23 protein-coding genes and 2 pseudogenes are annotated in these 24,603 nt (G+C 69.4%); 14 read left to right on the top strand and 11 right to left on the bottom strand.

The window, feature by feature from the left end; translation table 11 throughout:
- Window positions 1–9: 9 nt before the first annotated feature.
- Window positions 10–495 carry a nuclear transport factor 2 family protein gene (locus ACZ7M7_RS21275; protein WP_383629302.1) on the bottom strand — a complete coding sequence of 162 codons (486 nt, stop codon included), beginning with the start codon at window positions 493–495 and terminating at the stop codon, window positions 10–12.
- A gap of 92 nt (window positions 496–587) precedes the next feature.
- On the opposite strand from ACZ7M7_RS21275, the pseudogene ACZ7M7_RS21270 reads away from it, so the two are divergent.
- Window positions 588–769 (top strand): annotated as a pseudogene (locus ACZ7M7_RS21270) (DUF4291 family protein); the annotation flags it as partial.
- Window positions 770–967: 198 nt separating this feature from the next.
- On the opposite strand, the gene ACZ7M7_RS21265 reads toward ACZ7M7_RS21270, so the two are convergent.
- Window positions 968–3,577, bottom strand: a complete 2,610-nt coding sequence (locus ACZ7M7_RS21265; protein ID WP_472119113.1) for a tetratricopeptide repeat protein — start codon at window positions 3,575–3,577, stop codon at window positions 968–970.
- 675 nt (window positions 3,578–4,252) lie between these two features.
- On the opposite strand from ACZ7M7_RS21265, the gene ACZ7M7_RS21260 reads away from it, so the two are divergent.
- The gene (locus tag ACZ7M7_RS21260; RefSeq protein ID WP_451165735.1) at window positions 4,253–4,525 is read left to right on the top strand and encodes a hypothetical protein; all 273 of its coding nucleotides are present in this window, start codon (window positions 4,253–4,255) and stop codon (window positions 4,523–4,525) included.
- Between the two features lie 120 nt (window positions 4,526–4,645).
- Here ACZ7M7_RS21260 and ACZ7M7_RS21255 read toward each other — a convergent pair whose 3' ends face one another.
- Complete coding sequence (locus ACZ7M7_RS21255) at window positions 4,646–5,845, bottom strand: hypothetical protein (RefSeq protein WP_472119110.1); 1,200 nt, start codon at window positions 5,843–5,845, stop codon at window positions 4,646–4,648.
- 241 nt (window positions 5,846–6,086) lie between these two features.
- Here ACZ7M7_RS21255 and ACZ7M7_RS21250 point away from each other — a divergent pair.
- Window positions 6,087–6,533, top strand: a pseudogene (locus ACZ7M7_RS21250) (DUF4291 domain-containing protein); the annotation flags it as partial.
- A 55-nt stretch (window positions 6,534–6,588) separates the two neighbouring features.
- Here the strand turns inward: ACZ7M7_RS21250 and ACZ7M7_RS21245 are convergent.
- From ACZ7M7_RS21245 to ACZ7M7_RS21230, 4 genes are all read right to left on the bottom strand, one after another.
- Entirely contained in the window at window positions 6,589–6,768 is a 180-nt protein-coding gene (locus tag ACZ7M7_RS21245; RefSeq protein ID WP_328883049.1) for a hypothetical protein, read from the bottom strand.
- Between the two features lie 135 nt (window positions 6,769–6,903).
- Window positions 6,904–7,422, bottom strand: a complete 519-nt coding sequence (locus ACZ7M7_RS21240; RefSeq protein ID WP_472119107.1) for a DUF1877 family protein — start codon at window positions 7,420–7,422, stop codon at window positions 6,904–6,906.
- A gap of 14 nt (window positions 7,423–7,436) precedes the next feature.
- Window positions 7,437–8,312 (bottom strand): undecaprenyl-diphosphate phosphatase, encoded by an 876-nt coding sequence (locus ACZ7M7_RS21235; RefSeq protein WP_383599533.1) that lies wholly within the window; start codon window positions 8,310–8,312, stop codon window positions 7,437–7,439.
- A 150-nt stretch (window positions 8,313–8,462) separates the two neighbouring features.
- On the bottom strand, window positions 8,463–8,933 hold the full coding sequence (locus tag ACZ7M7_RS21230) for a winged helix-turn-helix transcriptional regulator (RefSeq protein ID WP_472119104.1): 471 nt from the start codon (window positions 8,931–8,933) through the stop codon (window positions 8,463–8,465).
- 140 nt (window positions 8,934–9,073) lie between these two features.
- Between ACZ7M7_RS21230 and ACZ7M7_RS21225 the strand changes: the two genes are divergently transcribed.
- On the top strand, window positions 9,074–10,243 hold the full coding sequence (locus tag ACZ7M7_RS21225; RefSeq protein ID WP_383599527.1) for a thiolase family protein: 1,170 nt from the start codon (window positions 9,074–9,076) through the stop codon (window positions 10,241–10,243).
- Window positions 10,244–10,268: 25 nt separating this feature from the next.
- Here the strand turns inward: ACZ7M7_RS21225 and ACZ7M7_RS21220 are convergent, their stop codons facing one another.
- Window positions 10,269–11,063 carry a TVP38/TMEM64 family protein gene (locus ACZ7M7_RS21220; protein ID WP_472119101.1) on the bottom strand — a complete coding sequence of 265 codons (795 nt, stop codon included), beginning with the start codon at window positions 11,061–11,063 and terminating at the stop codon, window positions 10,269–10,271.
- 49 nt (window positions 11,064–11,112) lie between these two features.
- Between ACZ7M7_RS21220 and ACZ7M7_RS21215 the strand changes: the two genes are divergently transcribed.
- The 3 genes from ACZ7M7_RS21215 (at window position 11,113) to ACZ7M7_RS21205 (ending at window position 14,256) form a co-directional block, all read left to right on the top strand.
- Window positions 11,113–11,835, top strand: coding sequence for a DNA alkylation repair protein (locus ACZ7M7_RS21215; RefSeq protein WP_472119098.1), 723 nt, complete (start codon window positions 11,113–11,115; stop codon window positions 11,833–11,835).
- 288 nt (window positions 11,836–12,123) lie between these two features.
- Window positions 12,124–13,293 carry an elongation factor Tu gene (gene tuf / locus ACZ7M7_RS21210; protein ID WP_451165748.1) on the top strand — a complete coding sequence of 390 codons (1,170 nt, stop codon included), beginning with the start codon at window positions 12,124–12,126 and terminating at the stop codon, window positions 13,291–13,293.
- Window positions 13,294–13,410: 117 nt separating this feature from the next.
- Window positions 13,411–14,256, top strand: a complete 846-nt coding sequence (locus ACZ7M7_RS21205; RefSeq protein ID WP_383599515.1) for a spermidine synthase — start codon at window positions 13,411–13,413, stop codon at window positions 14,254–14,256.
- On the opposite strand, the gene ACZ7M7_RS21200 is transcribed toward ACZ7M7_RS21205, so the two are convergent.
- Window positions 14,218–15,519: an MFS transporter gene (locus ACZ7M7_RS21200; protein ID WP_472119094.1), complete on the bottom strand. Its 1,302-nt coding sequence runs from the start codon at window positions 15,517–15,519 to the stop codon at window positions 14,218–14,220. The genes ACZ7M7_RS21205 and ACZ7M7_RS21200 overlap by 39 nt on opposite strands.
- 199 nt (window positions 15,520–15,718) lie before the next feature.
- Between ACZ7M7_RS21200 and ACZ7M7_RS21195 the strand changes: the two genes are divergently transcribed.
- The 4 genes from ACZ7M7_RS21195 (at window position 15,719) to ACZ7M7_RS21180 (ending at window position 20,864) form a co-directional block, all read left to right on the top strand.
- A complete protein-coding gene (locus tag ACZ7M7_RS21195; RefSeq protein WP_472119290.1) occupies window positions 15,719–16,156 on the top strand; it encodes a DUF4442 domain-containing protein in 438 nt (145 codons plus the stop codon).
- Window positions 16,157–16,544: 388 nt separating this feature from the next.
- Window positions 16,545–18,413: an RICIN domain-containing protein gene (locus tag ACZ7M7_RS21190; protein WP_472119091.1), complete on the top strand. Its 1,869-nt coding sequence runs from the start codon at window positions 16,545–16,547 to the stop codon at window positions 18,411–18,413.
- Window positions 18,414–18,587: 174 nt separating this feature from the next.
- A complete protein-coding gene (locus tag ACZ7M7_RS21185; protein ID WP_472119088.1) occupies window positions 18,588–20,147 on the top strand; it encodes a carboxylesterase/lipase family protein in 1,560 nt (519 codons plus the stop codon).
- Between the two features lie 72 nt (window positions 20,148–20,219).
- Entirely contained in the window at window positions 20,220–20,864 is a 645-nt protein-coding gene (locus tag ACZ7M7_RS21180; protein WP_472119085.1) for a DedA family protein, read from the top strand.
- A 67-nt stretch (window positions 20,865–20,931) separates the two neighbouring features.
- On the opposite strand, the gene ACZ7M7_RS21175 is transcribed toward ACZ7M7_RS21180, so the two are convergent.
- Window positions 20,932–21,462 carry a gamma carbonic anhydrase family protein gene (locus tag ACZ7M7_RS21175; RefSeq protein ID WP_369269695.1) on the bottom strand — a complete coding sequence of 177 codons (531 nt, stop codon included), beginning with the start codon at window positions 21,460–21,462 and terminating at the stop codon, window positions 20,932–20,934.
- Between the two features lie 115 nt (window positions 21,463–21,577).
- Here ACZ7M7_RS21175 and ACZ7M7_RS21170 point away from each other — a divergent pair, with 115 nt between their 5' ends.
- Window positions 21,578–22,432, top strand: a complete 855-nt coding sequence (locus tag ACZ7M7_RS21170; RefSeq protein WP_383599501.1) for an acyltransferase — start codon at window positions 21,578–21,580, stop codon at window positions 22,430–22,432.
- A gap of 1 nt (window position 22,433) precedes the next feature.
- Here the strand turns inward: ACZ7M7_RS21170 and ACZ7M7_RS21165 are convergent, their stop codons facing one another.
- Window positions 22,434–23,291 carry an EamA family transporter gene (locus tag ACZ7M7_RS21165; RefSeq protein WP_383599498.1) on the bottom strand — a complete coding sequence of 286 codons (858 nt, stop codon included), beginning with the start codon at window positions 23,289–23,291 and terminating at the stop codon, window positions 22,434–22,436.
- Window positions 23,292–23,398: 107 nt separating this feature from the next.
- On the opposite strand from ACZ7M7_RS21165, the gene ACZ7M7_RS21160 reads away from it, so the two are divergent.
- Together ACZ7M7_RS21160 and ACZ7M7_RS21155 are read left to right on the top strand one after the other, a co-directional pair.
- Window positions 23,399–23,971: a helix-turn-helix domain-containing protein gene (locus ACZ7M7_RS21160; protein WP_383599496.1), complete on the top strand. Its 573-nt coding sequence runs from the start codon at window positions 23,399–23,401 to the stop codon at window positions 23,969–23,971.
- A gap of 64 nt (window positions 23,972–24,035) precedes the next feature.
- Window positions 24,036–24,593 (top strand): YbaK/EbsC family protein, encoded by a 558-nt coding sequence (locus tag ACZ7M7_RS21155; protein ID WP_427842106.1) that lies wholly within the window; start codon window positions 24,036–24,038, stop codon window positions 24,591–24,593.
- The last annotated feature ends 10 nt before the right edge of the window (window positions 24,594–24,603 follow it).

Below are 24,603 nucleotides of genomic sequence, written 5' to 3'. Positions count from 1 at the left end.
CTGATCACGTCAGGTGGTGACGGCCGGCGCGGTCCGGTCGGGCAGCCGGCGCCACTTCTCCTGTACGACCACCTCGTGCAGCCGCCAGCCGTCATCCGTGCGCAGCAACCCGAAGGCGTAGCGGCCGCCGCACACGAAGTCGGGGGCAGAGGAGCCTTCGCCGGTCGCGGCGAACCGCATCGGATTGATGTAGTCGGCCTGCACCCTGGCCACGTCGCCGATGTCCTGGTCCAGGATCCCGAAGCGCACCCTGCGGTTGACGATCAGGTGCTGCCGCATCGAGAACAGCCCCAGGCTCTCCGCGAGCCACGTGGCGACGCTCCCGGCATCCCCCTCGATCCCGCCCGCCGACCGGTAGTCCGCGCGTCCATCCGGTGTGAACAGCCTCCGGTACGCCTCCCAGTCCCCGTCGTCCACGGCCACCGCGTACTCGGTGACCATTCCGTCGACTGCCAGCCGGTCCCTCAGGGTGGCGAGCTCCACACGCTGCGTCATCGGCTCAGTGTTGGGCATGAGGTGCACGGAGCCAAGGGGGCGTGCAGCGATATTCGCTGGATGGGGATGCGGCCGGGGGCGAAGCCGCCCCCGTGAATGATCAGAACGACCGGCCCGCCGAGCACGAACCCAGGTTCTGTGGCGCGCCCGGCACACAGAGTCCACAGTCACCGTCGATCAGGCCCACCGACCCGAGATCGGCCGGGCCGCGGCGGAGGGTGGGCGCTTTCCCGCTTCCTGGAGCCGCGACCGCATGACGTGGGTCATCAAGCCGCGTTCATAACCTTCATCCGGTGCAGCAGCATCTGTACACGTCGCCGCTTCTTTCGCGATGACGGCTACCCATCTCGTTCAGGTTGACCATCACGGCGATGAGAGCAGTACGGGCGGCAGAGCTCGTACGTCGTACGGGATGGCTCGGTCACGTATCGCGGCGAGCAGTTGCGTGGTGCCTTCCTTCAAAACCTCGGAGTCAAGTCGGCTTCGTTGTCTCTTGCCGCCAGTGGAGGAGGTCCTCTCGAGTTTTGCCAGTGTCAGGGTGGCGAGGACCGAGGATTCGCAACATGTCAGAGAGAAGCAGTTCCAGTTCGCTGACCGCCATCAAAGGATCTCCAGCCATACCGCGCCAGTGGGCAAGATCGCGTCGGCTCGTCAGGGTCTGAGGGTGGTCAGAGCCAAACCTTCGGCGTGGATCACTCAACGACCGTTCCAAGGTGGCTACTGCTGCAATTGGATATCCGGCCGCTCCTTGGCAACTTGCGAGCCATTGCCAGGCGTACGGTATGGCCGGGTCAGCAGGATCCAGGACTCTTCCCATGCGGGCAATGAGCTGTTCGAGATCGTTGGCACCTGTGGCTGGATCCCCGGCCCGACCCCGCCAGAGGGCGAGCGGCGCTGCTGCGTCCCCCAGGGTACGACTGTGGTCGGGACCGAACAGTGTGATGTAGTCCCTCAAGAGCTCCTCGAACAATGTGACCGCAGCGGCTGAATCTCCGGCTTCTCCTGTGAAGAACGCGATGTTGTGCCGAATTTTCAGGATGCGTACCTGGTCGTATCGGCTCGTTTGTAGATGGTTGCACAGGATGTCTTGTAATTCGGTTACGGCTCTGGCGGGTTCTCCGCCCTTCGCTCTCCAAAAGGCGAGGTCCTGACGGACGGTCACCGCGTCGGGGTGCTCCGCCCCCAGCACGCGTACGGAGTCTTCGAGGAGTTCCTCATACGCCTGAATGGTCCCGGATGCGTCACCTGCGGCGCCGCGCCATCGAGCCAGTTCGTAGCGGGTCAGCAGCGTTTCAGGAGCATCGGGCCCCAAAACTCCTTGCTGAACAGGCAATAGGCATTCCAGAGCGCTGATGGCGGTAGTCAGATTTCCCGTCAATCCCTGCCAATGCGCTAGCCGGTGGCGGGGTAGGAGTGCGTCCGGGTGATGAGGGCTGAGGTGATGGGCCGCGTCAGTAACCATGCGCTGCCAGTACGCGAGCGCCTCGGTGAGCTGTCCTGATGCGCCGAGCCTGGTCCCGGCATGGAACAGAACAGAGTGCGCGTCGGGGTGCCAAAGAGCCTGTTCAGCGGCCCCGTAGAGAGCTGTGACATTGGCTTGGAGCGCTTGAGTCAAGACAGAGTCCCGCTCAACCTCGGGCCACGCAGCCATGAGGGCATCAGCTGCAGTGCGGGCATAGGCAGCGTGCTGATCGGCGGTGAGCGTGTCACGGGCAGCACGCTGGATGAGTTGGTGGACACGCACGGCCAAATGTGGCGTATCGGGAGCGTGGTTGCCAAGGTGAAGGCGATGGAGAGCACGCAGGGCGCGCACAGCTTCCCGATGTGAAACAAGTGTCGGCTCTGCGGCACCGCTATCGCGAGTTCGGCTCCTGTGCTTGGTGAGATGAGTGAGCGCAGGCTGGCTGGTCAGGACGGTCTGAGGAATTCCGTTGGCGTCCAGCAATGCACAGAGGTGAAGCATGGGACGGGCTAGGCCGACGGGCTGGAGGCTGTCAGCACGATCAATGGAAAGCGACCAGGACGCAGCAAGAGGAAGATCTTGGTCGTCGGGCAGCCTGTCGGGAGCAGTATCGACCAGCTTGGTGGTCCGATGGGTGAACAACTCTCGATATGCGGCCACGCTCTCGCCTGAGTCAGAAAGGTAGGCAGCGGCTTGCGAAAGAGCCAACGGAAGATGACCGAGGTCGTTAGTCAGTGCGATGAGATGCTGGACGGGCTCGCTGCGGTTGTGCGCGGCCAGGGACTCGGTGAGGTAACCGACAGCCTCAGCCTCGGTGAAGAGGCCGACCTCGACTAAACGACGGCCTCCCCCTGTCAGAGCGGCATCGCGACGACGGGTGGTGATCAGCGTCCGGCCCAGCGGGCTTGCGGGCGGCCATAGCCCTCTCAGGTCATCAGGATCACCAACATCGTCCAAGACGATAAGCCACCGGCATGGCTTCGCTTCGGCCTTGGGTGTCAACCAAGCCAGAAACGTCCCCGCGGCTTGCTCGGGGGCATCGGGGCCGGCTTGGCACAGCTCAACACCAGCTTGGGCATACCTCGTCACAATGGCCGAGCGACTACTCGCCGTGATCCACACCAGCACGTCCAGGCTGCCGTCAGCCCAGGCGGTTCGCGCATAGTCGGCGGCAAGCTGAGTCTTGCCAACCCCACCCATCCCAGCCAACACCCTGCCGGCCGGGTGTTGGTGCAGCACAGCGGTATAGCCGTCTCCTACGGCGGCTCGCAGGCGGACCATTTCAGCACGGTGTTGGTAAGACTGCGCCCTGGGCGGGATGACACCAACCTGGTGCGGCCACGCCGCAGGATGGCAAGACCCCTGCTGATGCACGATGATTAGCTGCTCAGCGCTGACCTGGTGCAGGTAACCGGTGATGGCCAGGCCGCCCGCCGCCGCGGTGGCATCGCCGGTTGCAGACACCTGCACCCCAGCAGCGCTCTGATCCGGGGGTGGTCCACGGTAACCAGTCACCGCCGTTGCCCCAGTGTCGCCTGTCGCCGCGCCGGTCTCCGCCACCACCACATGTGCCTCGATGATGTCCCCAAAACCCGCTGCGCGCTGGTCTCCCCCGCCCACTCAACAGTCCCCCTTTACCTCCTCTGCGAGTGCTTAGCTATAGTCGATACCGCTGACTGCATTGCTCCCCTCGCCGGTGGCGGTAGCGTTTCCGGTCTTTTGCACCTTCGCGGTTCCGCCGGTGGGTGCCTGTCGACGCCTGATACCCGACACGGCTGTCGCTCCACCACTAGCGTCAGCCTGCCCCGTTCGAACTGCCGAGTCGTGCGGACGATTGCTTGAGGGCTGGAACAGCGTCCAGACCATAGCGGCGATGGCAACGGCGGCCTGGATGGTAGCCCCGACCAACTGACCGGCGCCGACGCCGCCCAGTAGCCAGACTGCTGGCGTTGATGCGATTGCAGCCGCGGCCACGATGACGACTGTGATCTTCAAAGGGCGAGACATGTCGCCCTCCCTCCCCGATCCATTGGGCAGCGTGGTCCACTATGCCGTGCATCGCGAGCTCGCGCTGCCAACAATCCACTACATGGGGCCAGTTCCGGCAAGGGTGTGCTTGTCATGCCGATGAGCCCTACAACGCGCCTCGTCGTCCCGCGCCTCAAGCCACGGACAGTCGCTCCCTGCTGCGGTCGTGATGTGCCATCTGCAGCCCAACACGGAGCTGATGAGGCCGTGCTGCACCCGACTGGAGAAGCGTACGCAGGGTGACGGTGACACGGAGCTGATGAAACTGTGCTGCGTTCAGCTTTCAACGCCGGTGTCTTCGACGACATCCTGCTCATCTGGCAGGCCAAGACCGCCGGCATGGATACCGACTGCTCGATCGACATCGATTTGCTGTGCGGTAGCGGACTGGCCACGACCAAGGAGTACCTGACGAGCCGGGACTCACCCAAAGCCGACGTGGCACTGCAACGTTTGATCAGCCGTGAAGACGCCGGCGATTTCGAGGGCTTCACCGTCGAAGGACACTCCACTTGGTACGCCGAGTACTACATGCCCTGATGTGAGCCCCCGATGCGGTGACATCCCTCGGCTCGGGTCGGGAAATGTCCGAGGGGCTGCGGATCAAGGCAAGCGCGGCGGCGGCCCGGAGTGGGTTCCACCGCTCGCGTCGGACGGTGGTCAGTCCAGGCTTCGGGCCCGACGGCGGCGCACGATGACGAGCATGCCCGCCCCCGTGACCACCGCCGCGGCAGCCACGCTCGTGATCGGCAGCGCCGAGGACCCGGTCTCTGCCAGATTGCCGCCATTCGCCGTGGTCCCGTCGGCGCCGGTCGACGACGCCCCGCCGGCCGACCCGCCGGCAGATCCGCCCGAGCCACCGGTCGAGCTGCCCGGCGAGCCGGTCGGCCCTCCACCCGTGACGTCCAGCGTGATGTCGGCCTTGTCGTTGGACTTGTCGGGGTCGGACGGCCGCGCCTCGGTGCTCAGCGCCACCGAGCCCCTGGCGTGCGCCACCCGCTTGTCGATCTTCAGCTGGAAGGTGTAGGTCTCTCGGCCGCCCTCGTTGAGAGCCCGCTGACTCATGCCGCACTCGTACGCCTCACCCTTGGCCTTGCAGAAACCGGGGGTCTTGACCACCGACGTTCCGGCGGGCGGCGTGATCATGACCCTTGCGGACCGCTCGCCCACCTTGGCCATGACCCAGGCGGGCCCGGCGTTGGTGAACTCCGCCTTCATCGGCACCGCTTCACCGACGCGCCCCCTCAACGCGGCACCCGTCACCTGGTAGTCGGCCGTGTTGACGGAGGTGACGGGCACAATGACGACTCGCGCGGACCCTTCGCCCGTGGCTTGTGCCTCGACCAGTTTCACTGCCGGTGCGGTTCCCGCCACCGGAAGAGTGCCGTTCTCGTCCGCGCCCGGATCGTTTTCATCGACACGCAGAAGCAGCTCGTCGTTGAACGCGCGGTCCAGGGCCTTGGCACGAAGAGGCCTCTCGGGCGTGTAGACGACGCCCGGCTCCACCGCCTGGTCGAACCCGCATACCGCGGTCCATCTCTCGGGCATCTCGTCGTAGGACCGGACCTGCTGTGTTCGGCAGTTGGAGGGAACCTCCGCGAAATCGAGCCCCCAGGTGACGGCGTAGGTGACCCACACCTTCTCGGCGGCTTCGGTGCCCTTGTTCCCCACGGTGACCGGCAGATCGAAGCTGCTTCCCGGTTGCACTCCGCCGATCGGCGCGATGCCGCCAATGACCAATTCTGGTGCGGCTTCATCGGCGAAGGCGGCGGGAGCCGCGGCCAGCGCGATCAGGCCGGCGGCGCCGAGGGCGGCAACGGCGGCACGGGAGGCGCGACGGTTGTGCGGGGGCATCGGCATGGAGAGAACCTCTGTCGGAACGCGGGCAAACGGACGGTGTCTTCCGGGAGAACATCGCTTCGCTCGCTAGACTCCCGCCGGTCCCGAACAGTTGCACGTCCGGTGCCGCCTCCGCCCTGCGATTGCACCCTCCGCACGCCGTGAGTCCCGCTCCGAAGTCGGCATCGGCTCCGGGAGCCGATGCCGGCATGCGAGCGGCGACAGACCGGGTTGTGACCCGTAAAGGGTCTGTGAACACGCCTTGACGTGGATCAAGCCGTCGTTCCCTCTGGATGATGTACCGCTGCGGCTGGGCAGCAAAGGAGCACCAGGGGACCGTCCTCGCCGTCTACATCAGCCGTGAGGGCTTCGAGTGGGCGCTGCGTCACGCGTGTCTCTCGCACTACGTGTCGGCGCTGCACGGCGACCGGGACGCCTGGAAGCGGCAGTTGAGGGCCGCGCCCGCGCGTGCAGTGGGATCCGGAGCGCGATCTGCGCCTCAACCCTTTGCCGTACCGGTCCTTGCAGCTGGGGCTCGGAGGGGAGGCGACGGCACGGTACGCGGACGAATGGATCCTCGGCATCGAGGATGTGACGCCGCTCGCCAGGGATATGCAAGCGCGTGTGCGGGCGGGTGAACTGGAGCGTGCGGCCGAGCTGTTGCCGAACGAGCGGCCGTACCCGTTGGGTGGACGTCATGGCGCACCTGGCCACCTGGACGCGGCCGAGCGTCAACCGGCGCTGCTCGCCCGGGATTCCCTGCTTCAGGCCGCCTCGATGACCGCACCGCGGATCGCGGCCGCCCACTCGACCACCAGCAGCTCGTACTCCGCGCGCTCCTGAGCTGACAGCGAGCCGCCCGCGCGCAGCCACAGGGCACGAATTTCCTCGTTCACCTCGGCAGCAGACCGCACGGAACCAGGGCCTAAGGAATGGGGGGACATGGAGGCAAGCCTAGGGGCAAGGACTGACAGTGCGCTACCGAACGGCTACGCAGAACGTATGTGATTGGTCACGGATTTCGGGGTGGGGGTTTCGATGAGCGTCCGCGCCGACTCACGGGTCAGCAGGTCGGACGGTCAGTCGATCCACACGACCAGGCATTGCCCGCGCCGCGTTGCGCCGCCGTAGAACTCCCGCATCGCGGTGAAGTGCTCGACAAGAAAGGCCCGTACGTCACCGGCGAATTCAGGGCCGAAGCCGCACGCGACGGCAGCGTCCTCGGGGTGGGGCGGCAGGTCGGTCAGGAGGTGGTCCAGGTCGACGGCGTAGAGGGCGCGGGCGATCTCCGCGACTGCGGCAGCGGCGAGGAGGCGGGGCGGCCCCTCGATGCCGTCGTACACCTCGTCGTGGTCGAGGAAGCCGATGTCCCCGCCGGGGTCCCCGGAGACGGCCCGGTCGAGCAGTGCGATCAGGTCCGCGTCGGTTCCCGTCGCGCGGCAGTACCGGATGAGGCCCCAGATCGCCCAGTCCGTGTCGAGCAGATCGCCCGGCGGTGGATCCCAACCCGGCGCTGCCCCCGGCGAGTCGAGTGCCGAGATGCGGCAGCGTTCAAGGTAGGCCGGGGTGACGCGGGCGAACTGCTGGGTGAGCGCCAAGAACGGCGTGCTCGTCAGCCCGCCGACTCCGCCGCATGCGGGCTCAGTACGCCCGCCGAGACCAGGACGATGATGACGATGCCGAGTGCGATGCGGTACCAGACGAACGGCATGAAGCTCTTGGTCGAGATGAACTTCATGAACCAGGCGATGACGGCGTAGCCGGTCACGAAGGCGATCACCGTCGCGAAGATCGTCGGGCCCCAGGACACGTGGTCGTTCTCCATCGCGTCCTTGAGCTCGAACAGGCCGGAGGCGAGGACGGCCGGGATGGCGAGGAGGAAGGAGTAGCGGGCCGCGGACTCGCGGGAGTAGCCCATGAAGAGGCCGCCGCTGATGGTGGCGCCGGAGCGGGAGACTCCGGGGATGAGTGCCGCGGACTGGCACAGGCCGAAGATCAGGCCGTCCTTCACGTTCAGTTCCTCAAGGCCCTTGCGCTGCTTTGCCGCGCGATGCCGGCCGCCCGACTCGTCGCGTGCCGCCAGCCGGTCCGCGATGCCGATGATGATGCCGACGACGATCAGCATGGTCGCCGTGATGCGCAGGTCGCGGAAGGGGCCCTCGATCTGGTCCTTGAGCGTCAGACCCAGCACACCGATCGGGATCGAGCCGACGATCACCAGCCAGCCCATCTGGGCGTCGTGGTCGCGCCGCATCTCCTTGTTGGTCAGCGACCGCAGCCACGCCGAGATGATCCGCCCGATGTCCTTGCGGAAGTAGATCAGTACCGCGATCTCCGTGCCGATCTGAGTGATCGCCGTGAAGGCCGCACCGGGGTCCTCCCATCCCGAGAACGCCGCGGTCAGGCGCAGGTGCGCGCTGGAGGACACGGGGAGGAACTCGGTCAGCCCCTGGACGAGTCCGAGGATGAGCGATTCAAACCAAGACATGAAGTTACGGAGTCCAAGTGCTGGTCGCGGCAAGGGATCAAGGGGGACACCGCGTCGGCGGCGCAGTGATCGCAGGTGTCGAGGGGCAGCGTAGCGCCCCTCGAAGAAGGCTCCGGCACAGGGGCCTCGCTCCGGCGGGAGCGAGAGGCCTCAGGATGCCGTCGGTCCCGTCACCGTCCATCCGGGCGCCTGGGGGTGGGCCGTGAGGTCCTCGTGGTGCACCGCGCCGCCACAGGCCCGGCAGGTGACCACCGCGACCAGTTCGTTTCCGCAGGTGTGCTCGATCACCATGGGGCGGTCGTCGGCCGTGCGCAGGTGGCGGTCGCCCCACGCCATGAGGGTCATCAGGACCGGCTCCAGCTCCAGCCCCGCCGGCGTGGGCCGGTACTCGAACCGCTGCGGGCGCTCGCTGTAGGCCCGTTTGGTGAGGATGCCGGCGTCGACGAGGCGGCGCAGCCGGGTGGCCAGGATGTCGCGCGGGGCGCCGATGTTACGCACGAGCTGGTCGAAGCGGCCGTTGCCCAGGCAGACCTCGCGCAGGACGAGCAGCGAGTACTTCTCGCCGACGAGCGCCAGCGCGTCGGCGATCGAACAGGGGCGCGGGTCTTTGGTGGCGGCCATGCGGCTCAGTTTAGGGGGAGGGTTCGACTTTCCAACTTGAGGGTTTGATTTTCCAACTCTCCGGGCTATGGTGAGTTCGAATTTCCTACTCACTGGTAATCGCGCCGGTGATCGCCCCGGCGGCCAAGGAGGCCCGCACCATGCGTGACGCAGTCATCGTCGAAGCCGTACGCACCCCGATAGGCAAGGGCAAGCCGAACGGCGCCCTGGCGCACGTCCACCCCGTGGAACTCCTCTCCCACACCCTGCGCACCCTCGTCGAGCGCTCGGGCGTCGACCCGGCGCTGATCGACGACGTCATCGGCGGCACCGTCGACCAGGTCGGCGAGCAGGCCATGAACACCACCCGCTACGCGGCCCTGTCGGCAGGCTTCCCGGAGACGGTCCCGGCGACCACCGTGGACCGCCAGTGCGGCTCCTCCCAGCAGGCCGTGCACTTCGCCGCGCAAGGCGTCATCTCGGGCGCGTACGACATGGTCGTCGCGTGCGGGGTCGAGTCGATGAGCCGGGTGCCGATGTGGTCGAACGTGCCGCCCGGCAAGGACCCCTTCGGCCCCGGCATCGCCGAGCGCTACCCCGAGGGGCTCGTCCCGCAGGGCATCAGCGCCGAACTCATCGCGGCCAAGTGGTCGATCACGCGCGAGCAGATGGACGCGTTCGCCGTCTCCTCGCACCACAAGGCCGCCGCGGCCTGGGACAACGGCCTCTTCGACGCCGAGGTCGCGCCCCTGGAGGGCGTCTCGCGCGACGAATGCGTACGCCCCGGCAGTACCCCCGAGATCCTCGCCGGCCTCAAGCCCGCCTACCACGACCCGGTCTTCGCCGAGCGATTCCCGCAGATCGAGTGGAACGTCACCGCGGGCAACGCGAGCCCCATCAACGACGGCGCCTCAGCCGTGCTCATCACGTCCGGCGAGACGGCCGCCCGGCTCGGCCTGCGTCCCCTGGCCCGGCTGCACAGCTTCTCCGTCACCGGCTCCGACCCGGTCCTCATGCTCACCGGGGTGATACCGGCGACGGAGAAGGTGCTGCGCCGGGCGAACCTGTCCCTCGGCGACATCGACCTGTTCGAGGTCAACGAGGCCTTCTCCAGCGTGGTCCTCGCCTGGCGGCAGGAGACCGGCGCCGACCTCGCGAAGGTCAACGTGCACGGCGGCGCGATCGCGATCGGCCACCCGCTCGGCGCCAGCGGAACCCGTCTGACGACCACGCTGGTGCACGCGATGCGTGAGCGCGGCGCCCGCTACGCCCTGCAGACGATGTGCGAGGCGGGCGGCCTCGCCAACGCGATGATCCTGGAGTCGGTGTAGCCGCGCCCGCATCAGGCGAAACGGTTCAGCGGCCCCGCAGGTGGTGGCGCTTGCGCCACGCCACCACCGCGCCGGCCAGCGCCGGCAGCGCGATACAGGCGAGCGCGATCAGGAAGGCGGGCGACGTCGGCGTGGAGGCACGGGCGCCGGCCACGACGTACGCGGCGACGTTCGGGATCGACCCGATGGCCGTCGCGAGCAGGAACGGGACGTAGCCCATGCGGGAGACGGCGGCGGCGTAGTTCGCGGCCCAGAACGGCACACCGGGGAACAGCCGCACGGCCAGCATCGAGCGGAAACCGTGTCGGCTGAACTGGCCGTCCGCCGCCTTCAGCAACCGGCCGCGCAGCAGCGGGCGCAGCGCCTCCTGGCCGAGCAATCGGCCCAGCCCGAAGGCGAGCCCGGCCCCCAGCACCGTGCCCGCCATGGCCGCGCCGATGCCCCACTCGGAGCCGAAGAGCGCGCCCGCCGCGAGGTTCAACAGAGGCCGTGGCACGAACGCCACCGTGATCAGTCCGTACGCCACAGCGAACAACACCACCGCGGCCGGGCCCGCCACCTGGGGCGGCCAGCCGTCCGCCAGCAGCTTCTGTGGCTCGAAGAGCAGCACGGACGACGCCGCCGCCGCGAGCAGGACCAGGAGCAGGGACAGCCGGGACCACGGCGACAGCAGCGTTCTCGTGCAGCGCGCGGAGAAGCCCGCGGGCACGGGGACGGGAACAGGGACGGCTGCGGGGGCGGGTACTGCGAGCTCCGTGGCGGCGGCCGGGGAAGAGGCCTTGGCGGTGCCCCCAGAGCGGGTGGTGGCATCGTCGAGCATCCGGCGACACTAACCGACAAAGATGTGTGATCGCCGTATGGTTCGTCTCATGAGCGTCACAGGAGGGGGAACAACGGAAGTTCCCCGCAGTGGTCTGGCCGACACGGTCCTGGAGCGGCTCACCGCCGCATACGCCGCCGCCGCGGACCCTGAGCGCGCTGCCGCCGCCCGGGCGTACATGAAGGACGTCGCTCCGTTCCTCGGCATCCCCACCCCCGAGCGCCGCGCTCTCTCCCGCGCCGTCGTCAAGGGCACACCGCGCCCCGACGAGGCCGACTGCACCGCGATCGCCCTGCGCTGCTGGGAGCTGCCCGAGCGCGAGTACCACTACTTCGCCGTCGACTATCTGCGCCGGCACGTGGGGCGCTGCTCCTCCGGCTTCCTGCCGGTGACCCGGCACCTCGTCACGACCGTCTCCTGGTGGGACACCGTCGACGCACTGGCCGCGCACGTCGTCGGCGGCCTCGTCGCGGCCGATCCGAAGCTCACCGCCGACATGGACGCCTGGATCGCCGACGACGACCTGTGGGTCGCCCGCACCGCGCTCCTTCACCAGCTGCGCTACAAGGACCACACCGACACCTCACGCCTTTTCGCCTACTGCCTGCGTCAGTCCGGGCACACCGACTTCTTCATCCGCAAGGCCGTCGGCTGGTGCCTTCGCGAGTACGCCAAGACCGACCCGGAGGCCGTACGGGAGTTCCTGGCGCGGGAGCGGGGGAGGTTCGCGCCGCTGTCGGTGCGGGAGGCGCTGAAGAACATCGGGGCATAAGGCCCGAACTCCCCATCAGCGAAAAACCATTCGACGCCGGGCACTGCGTCGACGATGATCGACCTCATGTTCCGGCACGCCTTCGTCCTCGCAGCATCCGCAGTCGCGGATGCCACGAAGGCTGCCGTTCTGGTCCTCCTGACCGCCGTCGACGGCGCCCGAAGCTGACCCTCTCCGGATAGTCCGGCGGACCCCGCAGGGGGAGGGTCGGCAAGTCCTTGGGGTCCCCATCTCGCACGAGAGCTCTCGTAGGCGAGATCACCTTTGCAGAGACTTCGAGGTACAGCCATGTCCAAGACGGCATACGTGCGCACCAAACCGCATCTGAACATCGGCACGATGGGTCATGTCGACCACGGCAAGACCACGTTGACCGCCGCCATCACCAAGGTCCTCGCCGAGCGCGGGTCCTCCACGTTCGTTCCGTTCGACCGCATCGACCGGGCGCCGGAGGAGGCCGCGCGCGGCATCACCATCAACATCGCGCACGTCGAGTACGAGACCGACACCCGCCACTACGCGCACGTGGACATGCCGGGCCACGCCGACTACGTCAAGAACATGGTCACCGGCGCCGCGCAGCTGGACGGGGCGATCCTCGTCGTCTCCGCGCTCGACGGGATCATGCCGCAGACCGCCGAACACGTGCTGCTCGCCCGGCAGGTGGGCGTCGACCACATCGTGGTCGCGCTCAACAAGGCCGACGCGGGTGACGAGGAGCTCATCGACCTCGTCGAGCTAGAGGTCCGCGACCTGCTCACCGAACACGGCTACGGCGGCGACGCCGCGCCCGTCGTACGGGTGTCGGGCCTGAAGGCCCTGGAGGGGGACCCCAAGTGGACGGCGTCCGTCGAGGCGCTGCTGGACGCGGTGGACACGTACGTTCCGATGCCGGAGCGGTATGTGGACGCGCCGTTCCTGCTGTCCGTCGAGAACGTGCTCACGATCACCGGCCGGGGGACCGTGGTGACCGGCGCCGTGGAGCGGGGCACCGTGCGGGTCGGCGACCGGGTCGAAGTGCTCGGGGCCGGGCTGGAGAGCGTGGTCACCGGCCTGGAGACGTTCGGCAAGCCGATGGACGAGGCGCAGGCCGGGGACAACGTGGCGCTGTTGCTGCGCGGGGTTCCCCGGGACGCGGTGCGCAGGGGGCACGTGGTGGCCGCCCCGGGCAGTGTCGTTCCGCGCCGCCGTTTCGCCGCGCAGGTGTACGTGCTCTCGGCCCGTGAGGGCGGGCGTACGACTCCCGTCGTCACCGGGTACCGGCCGCAGTTCTACATCCGTACGGCGGATGTGGTGGGTGACATCGACCTCGGTGAGGCGGGTGTCGCGCGGCCCGGGGAGACGGTTGCGATGACCGTCGAGCTGGGGCGTGAGGTGCCGTTGGAGCCGGGGCTCGGGTTCGCCATCCGTGAGGGCGGCAGGACGGTCGGGGCGGGGACCGTGACCGCCGTCGTGTGAGGAGGGTTCGGTTCGTGGGGCACTGCGGGATCGTCGTGGCCGATCGCGCAGTGCCCCGCGTCCCTGGCAGGGGCGCTCCCGTGCACTTCTCCGGAGTCCTGCCGCCACAATGAGAAGGTGAACGAGTCCATACCCGTGACCCGGCCCGTCGACTACGGCACCGCCAAGCTGATGCCCGACGTCGATCGGAAGCGGGCCTGGTTGCTCACCGTCGACGGGGCTCCTCAGTCGTACGTCGATCTTGACGAGCCGACTTACCTGGAGTTCGAGTACGCCCGGCGGCTGGGGCATGTGCTCGACACCGTCGCCGAGGCGGGGCGGCCGCTGGACGTGCTGCATCTCGGGGGCGGCGCGCTCATGCTGCCCCGGTACGTGGCCGCGACCCGGCCCGGCTCCCGGCAGGACGTGGTCGAGGCCGACCGGGGCCTGCTGGAGCTGGTCGCCGAGCATCTGCCGGTTCCGGACGGGGTCGGCATCCGGCTGCACGCCGGGGACGCCCGGGAGTGGCTCGAGGCCGCCGCGGACGACTCGGCCGACGTGCTGGTCGCCGATGTCTTCGGCGGGTCTCGGGTGCCGGCGCACCTGACGTCGGTCGCGTACGTCCGTCAGGCCGAGCGGGTTCTGCGGGAAGGCGGCGTCTATGTGGCGAACCTCGCCGATGCCGCGCCCTTCGCCTTCCTGCGGTCCCAGCTCGCCACCTACGGCACGGTGTTCGAGGAGCTGGCGCTGATCGCCGAACCGGGTGTGCTGCGCGGCAGGCGGTTCGGCAACGCGGTGCTCGTCGCCGCGCACCGGCCCTTCGACACGGCTGCCTTGGCCCGCCTCTCCGCCTCCGACGCCTTTGCGGCGAGGGTCGAACACGGGCCCGGCCTGCGCGAGTTCATCGGCGGGGCACGGCCGGTGCGGGACGAGGACGCCGTACCGTCACCCGAGCCCCCGGACGGGGCTTTCAGCATCGGCTGAGCCGAGGTGTCCGCTCGCGGTCACCTGCTTGGTACGACGCCGGAGGTTCCGTACGTCCGGTACGCACAGGACCGCCGCCGTGACGACCACGACCAGCGCGGCGCAGCCCCACAGCGCGGACGTGCGCCCGACCGCCGTCTCCGCCGGGCCGGCCAGTGCCGTCGCCAGCGGGACCAGCGCGACCGAGCCGAACCAGTCGTACGCGGCGACCCGGGACAGCTTCTCCTCCGGTATCTCCTGATGGAGCGCCGTCATCCAGGAGACGCCGAACACCTCCAGCGTCACGCCGGTGAGGAACATCACCGCGCACAGCACGCTGATCGGCGCGGGAATGGCGAGCGCTGCGGAGGGGAGGGCGAGCGGGAAGACGCACAGGGTGCCGGCGAGGAGCAGGCGGCGTGGCTTCCAGCGGGTCATGAGCAGGGCGCCGGCGACCGTGCCCGCGCCGAAGAAGCCCAGCGCCAGGCCCCACGGGCCCGCCCCGCCCAGGTGGTCCCGGGCGACCAGCGGGCCGTAGACCGCGTCGGCCGCGGCGACGACCGCGTTCGCGATGGAGAACTGGACGACGACAGCCCACAGCCAGGGCCGCCCGGCGAACTCCCGCCATCCGTCCCGCAGATCGGAGAGCATGCCGCCGCCCGGCGCGCGCTGCGGAATGTGACTCACGTCGAGGAACGCCCGCATGGATCCGGCGACGGCGAACGCCGCCGCGTCCGCCGCCAGCACCCAGCCGGGCCCGATCGCGGCCACCATGGCACCGCCGAGGGCGGCACCGCCGACCGCCGCCCCCTGCATGGCCATCCGGAACACGGCGAACGCCCGGCTCGCCTGCTCGCCCTGGACCGACGACAGCAGCATGCCCTCGGCCGCCGGGCTGAAGAACGCCTGCCCGGTGCCGCCGAGGGCGGTCAGCAGCATCATCTGCCACAGCTGGGCCTCGCCGGCGAGGACTAGCACGGCGAAGGCGGCTTGGGAGACACAGTTGAGGGCGTTGGCCGCGACCATCACACGGTGCCGCGGGACCCGGTCCGCGACGGCGCCGCCGATCAGCAGGAAGAGCACCAGGGGCAGGGTGCGGGAAGCGGCCACCAGGCCCACGTCGCCGCCGTCGCCGCCGGCCTCCAGTACCGCGAACGCCGCGGCGATCAGCGCGCCATGACTGCCGAGGTTCGTGACGAACGCCGAGGCGGTCAGCAGGCTGTAGTTGCGGCCGGCCCAGGCGGGGCGACGGGAACGGCGGCGGGGATCGGCGGCGGAGGTCACCGGCCGACTATCGCCGCCCGGCCCTCGATTTGCCAAACGAAGTGCAGGTCACGGGTCGGATGCACCGCTTCGCCCCGAACGCCGTCCGCGGCCCGTCACCTCCACCGTCCCCTTACATCGACCACCTATCTGTTGCGTCACACGCCCTGTCCCCCGGAGCCTACTCGTGGGTAACATGACCGTCATGAGCGCAGACCAGATGTCGATCGGCGAGATGCTCGCCGCCACCGTGCCCATGGCCCGGACCCTGAACCTCGAGTTCCTGGAGACCACGCCGGACAAGGCCGTGGTGGCTCTGCCGGACCAAAGTGAGTACCACAACCACGTGGGCGGGCCGCACGCCGGCGCCATGTTCACGCTCGGGGAGTCCGCCAGCGGGGCGATCGTGCTGGCCGCGTTCGGCGACCAGCTCTCGCGCGCCGTTCCGCTCGCCGTCAGCGCCGAGATCGCCTACAAGAAGCTCGCCATGGGCGCCGTCACCGCCACCGCGACGCTGGGCCGTCCGGCCGCCGACGTCGTCGCGGAGCTGGATGCGGGGGAGCGCCCCGAGTTCCCCGTGGCCATCGAGATCCAGCGCGGTGACGGAGCCGTCACCGGGGAGATGACCGTCGTCTGGACGCTGCGTCCGAACGGCTGAGTCTGCCGTAGGACCACGAAGAGGGGCCCCGCCGTACGTGCGGGGTCCCTCTTCTGTGTCCTGGTCGATCGGCGGCTCTCATGTCGCCGGTCGATGCGGAGTTGAAGATTCCGTGGACCAAGTGTCCTTGGCTGCACACAACTAGGCGCACAACTCGGCGGCGCTATCGAATGCGGGTGCGGATACCGCCGGTAACTATTCTGAATTTCTCGCCTTTTGAACGTCAGTCACTCGAACTTCTTGTTTCCTGTACGTCGCTTGTGCGAAAGTGAGCGGCCCGATAGCCGGTCCACAGGTGACGCGGCCTAGGTACGCACCAATCAGGCACCTGCTTTCCGACGGACGTGCATTCCCCATGCCGTCCTGAGGCCGGGAAGGAAATGGTTCAGTGCAATCCCCTCACCCCCCACGACCGCCCTACCCGCCACGTCCCGGGGCGAGCCCCTCGGAGTCCGACCGCGATCTCGTCGCGAACCTCGGCAAGGCCGGCACGAACGCCCATGCCGTCGCGCTGCTGATGGCCCGGCACTGGCGTGCCACCTACGACTACGCGGCCATCTGCCTGGTGTCCACGGAGAGTTCGGCCTCCATGGTGGCCGCCGCCGCGTTCCATCGCGTGCTCGGCCGGCCGGGCGGCGGCGCGCTGCGCCCCCAACTGCTCACCGCTGTAAGGGATCTGGTGAAGGAGTGGGCGGCAGACGGCCAAATTTCCGCTCTGTTGCCGGAACTCGGCAAACCCACGGGTGGCCGCGGGCTGCGTGCGGCGCGGTCCGTGACGCCCGAAAGGCGGCACATCGCCGAACGCGCTTTCCGTGCCCTGTCCGGGGCCTCGCAATGCCTTCTCTGGCACACCGAGGTCGAGGCGGAACCGATAACCATACCCGCTGGTCTGCTGGGGGTGGACGCGGCCACGGCATCGGCCGCACTGGAGGGAGTGCGCGAGCAATTCAGGAGTGGCTGCGTGCGCGCCCACGGCGAACTCGCGCCCACCCGGGAATGCCGTTACTACAACCGTCTCCTGGATGTCCCCATTCGCCGGGGCGGTGCCCTGCTGCCCGATGTCCAGCAGCATCTGACGGAATGCCGCTACTGCCGTCACGCCGCAGAGCAGCTCAGCCACTTCGAGGGCGGCCTCGAAGTGCTGCTCGCCGAGACCGTGCTCGGCTGGGGCGCCCGGCGCTACCTCGACTCCCGGCCCAGGCGGGGCGGCTCGGCGCCGACGCCGTTGGATGGCCCGCGTCACGGCGGGCGGCACCGTCCGGAGCGCCTGGCTCCGCCGCGTGTCCGTCCGAAGGCCGTCGCCATGGGGGTCGGTCTCACCGCTCTCGCGCTGCTCGTGACGGTGCTCGCCGCCAAGGGCTGGACCGAGGAGAGCGGCGTCCCCGACCCGGGTGCCACCTGGGGCGCGCCCAGCGGCAGGACCGTCCACCCGGGCGCGGTGTCCCCGCCCTCGTCCGGCGGCTCACCGTCGGCCGCCTCGGCCGAGGCCCCGGTCGAGATCGCTCAGGGCAGGCTCCGCAATCTCGACCGGGGCCTGTGCCTGGACCTCCGCGACGGCGAGGTCCGCTCCGGTACCCGGGCCGAGCTGGCGGAGTGCTCGTCCGCTGCTTCCCAGCAGTGGTCGTACCGGGACAACGGCCTGCTGGGCAGCGCCGCCGACCCCACCCTGTGCCTCGACTCCGACGCCGACGAGGGCACAGTCGTCCTGGCGGACTGCCTCGCGCACGCCGGTGAGGTGCGCTACGACCTCACCGTCCACGGCGAGCTTCTGCCACGCCGGTCCGAGGGGCTGGCCGTCGCGTCCGGTGAGGGCGTGAGCGTGGTGGTCGCCGAACGGGACGGGTCCGAGGCGCAGCGCTGGATGCTCGACGGCGGTCTCGCGGACGCACGCGGAGAGAGATCCGGGTCCGAGAAGACACAGAAAAAGAGAGGGGAGAAGCCGGAGGCGAAGAAGGGGCAGGAGAACGGGGAGAACGGGGCACCCGCGCGGCCCGACGCCCCCACGGAACCCGGGAACGGGTCGCCGGGCGACACCGTCCCCCAGCCACCCGACGCGGAGTCTCCCCGCGATGGCCGGGACCTGCCCGAGGGGGACCCGCAGTCGCACTACGAGACGCGATACGTCCAGGACGACTCCGGCAGCGAAGAGCCCGCCACCGCGGTCGACGCCGTCGTGGCCCTCCCGGCCAAGGTGCCGGCCACGGTCTCCACGGTCGTGGGCGCGGCCGGCGCGACGCTCGACTCCGCCCTTCGCTAGGCCTCCGTCAGGTCAGGGGTCACCCCGCCGGGGTGACCCCTTCATCGTTCCCTGCGTCATTCGGCCGTTTCCTGTGCACCTTGTTGACACGAGTAACTGACGCTCGTAGTTTTCCCGCCGCGCCCAGCAGCCCCACTTGAACCTTCGACAGTGGACAAATGTGGAGGTGGACCGGTGTTACGTCGTATGTCCGTCGCGCTGATGGCCCTGGCGGCCGCGCTCGTTACGCCCGCGCCCGCGCAAGCCGCCGCCGACCCGCCTGCCGTCCGCACGGACGCGGGCCGGGTGCGGGGCGAGAACACCGCCGAGGGAAGACAGTTCCTCGGCATCCCGTACGCCGAGCCGCCCGTCGGGAAGCTCCGCTGGCGGGAGCCGCGTCCCGTCCGGCCCTGGCAAGGAGTGCGTACGGCACGGGACTTCGGCAACACGTGTGTGCAAAGCGCGAGTTGGGACCCGGGCTATGAGCAGCCCAGCCATACCGAGGACTGTCTCGACCTCAATGTGTACGTCCCCGACGGCGCCGCCCGTCGCGCCGTCCTGGTCTGGTTCCACGGCGGAGGGCTCACCGCCGGGGCCGGTCGGGACGTCGTCCCCGACACCTTCGCCCGCCGGACCGGCACCGTCGTCGTGACCGTGAACTACCGCCTCGGGGCGATGGGCTTCCTCGCCACGACCGGGCTCGACGGCGAGGCGCGCGACGGCGTCTCCGGCAACTTCGGCATGCTCGACCAGCAGGCCGCTCTGCGCTGGGTGCACGCCAACATCGGCCGCTTCGGCGGCGATCCGGCCCGCGTGACCATCGCGGGCGAGTCGGCGGGCGGCCGCTCGGTCTGCACCCAGCTCGCCTCGCCGACGGCGAAGGGGCTGTTCCGGGCCGGGATCATCCAGAGCGGGGCGTACGGCGACTGCGGTGCCCGTCCGCACGGTACGGCCGTGGCGCAGGGTGCCGCCTTCGCGCAGCAGCTCGGCTGTGCCGACCTGGCCTGTCTGCGCGCCAAGCCGGCTGCCGAGGTCCTGGCCGCTCAGAGCGCGTTCGACTGGGCACCGGTGGTCGGCGGCGACTTCCTGCCGAGGCAGCCCGAGGAGGCGTTCGCGCGCGGAGCCTCCGCAGGTGTGCCGGTCATGAACGGGGCCAACCAGGACGAGGGCCGGCTGTTCGCCTTCGCCCGGTTCGACCTGAGCGGAACCCCGCTCACCGCCGAGCGGTACCCGGCCGTCATGCGGGAGGACTACGGCGAGGAGGCCCTCGCGCGCTACCCGCTGTCCGCCCACCCCTCGCCGACCCTCGCGTACGCCACCGCCCAGGGCGACCAGCTGTTCGCCTGCCCGGCACTCCGCCTCGACGGCACCCTCGCCGGACGCGGCAAGGTCTACGCGTACGAGTTCGCCGACCGCACCTCCCCGCCCTTCGCCTCCCTGCGCAACCTCGGCACGGACTTCGACTTCGGCGCGACCCACGTCAACGAGGTGCAGTACCTCTTCAAACACTTCGGCCTGCTGTCACCGCTGAACGCCGAGCAGCGGACACTGGCGCGGCAGATGATCCAGTACTGGGGCTCCTTCGTCCGCGACGGAGTGCCGCGCGCCACAGGACAGCCCGCGATGCCGGCCCGGCCCGGGACGGTGCTGTCCCTGCGCACCTCGTCCGCCGGCGGGAACGCGCCGAGCACCACTGTGCACCGTGAGCACCAGTGCAACCTGTGGGACGCCGAGAGCGTCACTCAGAGCGGGTAGGCTGCCCCGGCGCACGCTCACGACCGAGCGTGCGCCGGGAACGCAGGGTGCACGACATGGGAGGAAGCGGCGTTGCACGTCCAGGAATGGCTCGAAACGGTGCCCCCGCTCGCCATCTATCTGCTGGTCGGCGTGGTCATCGGTCTGGAGAGCCTGGGCATCCCGCTGCCCGGCGAGATCATCCTGGTCTCCTCGGCGCTGCTCGCCTCACAGCACGGTGAGATCGACCCCTTCGTGCTGGGCGCCTGCGCGACCGCGGGCGCGATCATCGGTGACTCCATCGGCTACGCGATCGGCCGCAGGGGCGGTCGCCCGCTGCTGGCGTGGCTGGGGGCGAAATTCCCCAAGCACTTCAGCGAGGGCCATATCGCCACCGCCGAGCGCTCCTTCCAGAAGTGGGGCATGTGGGCCGTCTTCTTCGGCCGCTTCGTCGCCCTTCTGCGCATCTTCGCCGGCCCCCTCGCGGGCGTCCTGCGGATGCCGTACTGGAAGTTCCTGATCGCCAACGTCTTCGGCGGCATCCTCTGGGCGGGCGGCACGACCGCGGTCATCTACTACGTCGGAGTGGTCGCCGAGTCCTGGCTGAAGCGCTTCTCGTGGCTGGGCCTGGTGGCGGCGGTCCTGATCGGCGTGACGTCGATGCTGATCATCAAGCGCAAGGCCAAGAAGGCCCAGCCGGCCCACCGAGAGCCGGAACCCATGGCCGCCGGCGACTGAAGCGCCCCTGCAGGGGCGCGGGGAACCGCGCGAGCAGGCCACACGAACCCGCAGATCGCGTACGTCCCTACGCCCCGTGCTCTTCCCGGTGAGCCTTCGCCAACTCCGCATACATGGTTCCGTTGAGCGTGACGCCCTGACGCTCTTCCTCCGTCAGCTCCCGCTTCACCTTCGCCGGAACCCCCGCGACCAGGGACCCGGGCGGCACCTGCATCCCCTGTGGGACCAGAGCCTGCGCGGCGACCAAGGACCCCGCCCCGATCACGGCACCGTTCAGGACGGTCGCCCCCATCCCGATCAGACAGTCGTCCTCGACGGTCGCGCCATGCACCACGGCGTTGTGCCCGACCGACACCCTCTCCCCGATGGTCACCGGGAACCCGGGGTCGGCATGCAACGTGCAGTTGTCCTGAACATTGGACTCGGCCCCGACCGAGATCCGCTCCACGTCACCCCGCACGACGGCGCCGTACCAGACGCTGGCCCCGGCCTCCAGCGTCACGTCCCCGATCACCGACGAGGTCGGCGCCACGAATGCAGCCTCGTCGATCTTCGGTTCCCGGCCCCCGATGCCCATGACCAGCGCCTTCTGCGTCATCGCCCTCTCCTCACCGCAAACGTCGTAGACACTGCGCACGGTACGCCACCCGGTAGGGCGAAGATCACAGGCCCTCGACCTCATAAGGGCCCGGCACGCTCAGTACGGTAAGCGGGTGCCCAAGCGCAAGAACACGTTCTCGTCCTGGCGGCGCAGCCTCACCCAGCGCGCCGTCCACGCGGGCTGGGCCTGGGTGCAGCGCACGGGTTCGGTGACGTCCGAGAACCCCGGCCGCTTCCACTTCGGTTCGATCGGCGAGGCCACCCGGCTGGCCTTCCCGCTCGGCACGGTCTTCGGCGAACCCTGGATCCACCTCGGCTCCCACTGCATCGTCGGCGAGCAGGTGACGCTGACGGCCGGTCTGATGCCCGACCTCGATCTCGGCCCGGAGCCGATCCTGCGGATCGGGGACGGCGTCGTGCTGGGCCGCGGCAGCCATGTCATCGCTGACACGACGGTCACCATCGGCAGCGACTGCTACTTCGGGCCGTACGTGTACGTCACGTCCACGAACCACTCGTACGACGATCCGCACGAGCCCATCGGCAAACAGTGGCCGCGGATGGAGCCGGTCGAGATCGGCCCGGGGTGCTGGATCGGTACCGGGGCCGTGATCCTTCCGGGGGCGCGGATCGGGCGGAACGTCGTGGTCGCGGCCGGCGCGGTGGTCCGGGGTGTGGTGCCCGACCACGCCGTCGTCGCGGGGGCGCCCGCCCGGGTCGTACGGCGCTGGACACCCGACGACGGCTGGCAGCCGCCGCTTCGGACCCCGGCGCCCGTGCCGATACCCGACGGGATCACCCCGGATCAGTTGCAGGCGCTGGCCGAGCTGGACGACGAGACGGTGGCGAAGCTGGCGGAGCTCGACGAGAAGGCGGCGGCGCAGCGGGACGGGCCGGACGAGAGGGCGGCTGCGAAGTCGGCCGAGCCGACGGTTGCCGAACTCGCCGATCTGGATGCGGAGTCCTGAGTCAGCCGGTCGCCAGCAGCAGCGTGCCCACCAGCGCGAGTCCGGCACCCGCCGCCTGCACTCCTCGCAACCGCTCCCTGAGGAAGCCGCGCGCGGCCAACGCCGTCACCACCGGGTAGAGCGAGGCGAGCACGGCGGCCACGGTGACCGGGCCGTGGTGGGCGGCGACGACATAGGTGCCGTTCGCCGCCACATCGGCGAGGCCGACGAAGGCGAGCGCCGGCAGGGCCCGCCAGGGGAAGGTGCCGTCCGGGAGCGCGGCGGCGCCCCGCCGCACGGAGGCGTACAGGGCGAGGCCGCCCGCCACCACGTTGACCACGCGCTGGACGAAGAGGGCGAGGAACAGGCCCGTGATGGTGGTCGACGCCTCCGCGATCAGCGCGAACACCGCGCCGAAGCCGAAAGCCGCGACCAGCGTGAGCAGGATGGCCTGCCGCTGCACGGGTGCGCCCCGCAGTTGCGGTCCGCCCGCGAGCACCACACCGAGCACGGCGACGGCGATCCCCGCGATCTGCATCAGTCCCGGCCGCTCGCCGAGGAAGAGGCCGACCCCGACCGGAACGGCCACGCCGACGGTGCCGAGCGGGGAGACCACGCCCATCGGGCCCAGCGCGAGCGCCTTGTAGAAGCAGAGCAGGGCGACCGGGCCCACCACTCCGGCGGCGACCGCGAACCAGAGCTGATCACCGGCCTCGCTCCAGGCGCCGGTGGCGACCACGATCACGCCGAGCACGGTCGCAGCGATCCCCTGCGAGATGACGACCACCGTCAGGGCCGGGGTACGTCGCGTCAGCAGTCCGCCGCCGAAGTCCGCCAGCCCCCACAGCAGGCTGGTGGCCAGGGCGAAGAGTGCTGTCACGAGTGCCTCGCAGTACAGTTCGGTGCACGATGGGGTGCAGCCCACCGTAGTACAGTCGGGTAAACCCTGTCATCCAGAATATTTGACTCCGTAACGTTGGACGGAATGTGTCGGACCTCGACCTGCTGACCCAGTCCCTGGCGCGCAACGTCAAGCGCTGGCGCACCGAGCGTGGCTTCACCCTGGACACCCTCGCCGCGCGTGCGGGGGTCAGCCGAGGCATGCTCATCCAGATCGAACAGGCCCGCACGAACCCGAGCCTCGGCACCGTGGCCAAGATCGGCGACGCGCTCGGGGTCAGCATCACGACCCTCCTCGACTACGAGCAGGGCCCGAAGGTGCGCATCGTCCCGCCCGAGCAGGTGGTCCGGCTGTGGCACACGGAAGCGGGCAGCTACAGCAGGCTCCTCGCCGGCACGGAGGCGCCCGGTCCGCTGGAGATGTGGGACTGGAAGCTGATGCCGGGCGAGAACAGCGGATCGGACCCGCATCCCGCCGGCACGGTCGAGATCGCCCATGTCACGACGGGCGAACTGACCCTGACCGTCGAGGGGGTGGAGTACCGCGTCACGGCCGGCTCCAGTGTCACCTTCGACGCCAACGCCCCGCACGGCTACGCCAATCAGGGCGACGTACCGATGCAGATGACGCTGACGGTCTCGGTCCCCCTGGTGCACTGATCGGTCCCGCTGGTGCACTGAGACGCCAGGCCGGAAGCCTCCGCGGTCCTGTTAGCGTGCGCTCATGGACGCACCCATCGGACACTTCGACACCGCCGCCCCCGCCCCGGACTGCCTCGACGAGCTGATTCGACCGGTCGCCGATGCCGTGCGCCAGTGGCACGGCAGCGTCCCCGCCGAACAGATCATCTACGTCGAGACCGATCCGCAGTGGGCCGACACCGCCGTGTTCGTGGAGCACTACGGACAGGAGCTCCTCGAGCAGTCCGCGAACTGCGTCGTCGTCGCGGGCAAGCGCGGCGGCGGGACGACACTGGCCGCGTGCGTCGTGCTGTCCACCACCCGGGTCGACGTCAACGGCGTGGTGCGCCGTCAACTGGGCGCCCGCAAGGCGTCGTTCGCCTCGATGGACACGGCGACCGGAGAGACCGGCATGGAGTACGGCGGCATCACCCCGATCGGGCTGCCCGACGGCTGGCCGGTGCTGGTGGACTCGGCCGTGCTCGACCTGCCGTACGTCCTGGTCGGCAGCGGCCGGCGGCGCGGCAAGCTGCTGGTGCCGGGGAAGGCGTTCGCCGAGCTGCCGGGGGCGGTCGTGCTGGAGGGGCTCGGCGTCGCCTGAGTACGCGGGT

This window comes from Streptomyces sp. NPDC111606 (assembly GCF_055656945.1).
Note: the sequence above shows the minus strand (reverse complement) of the source record. Positions and strands in the feature narration are given on the sequence as shown.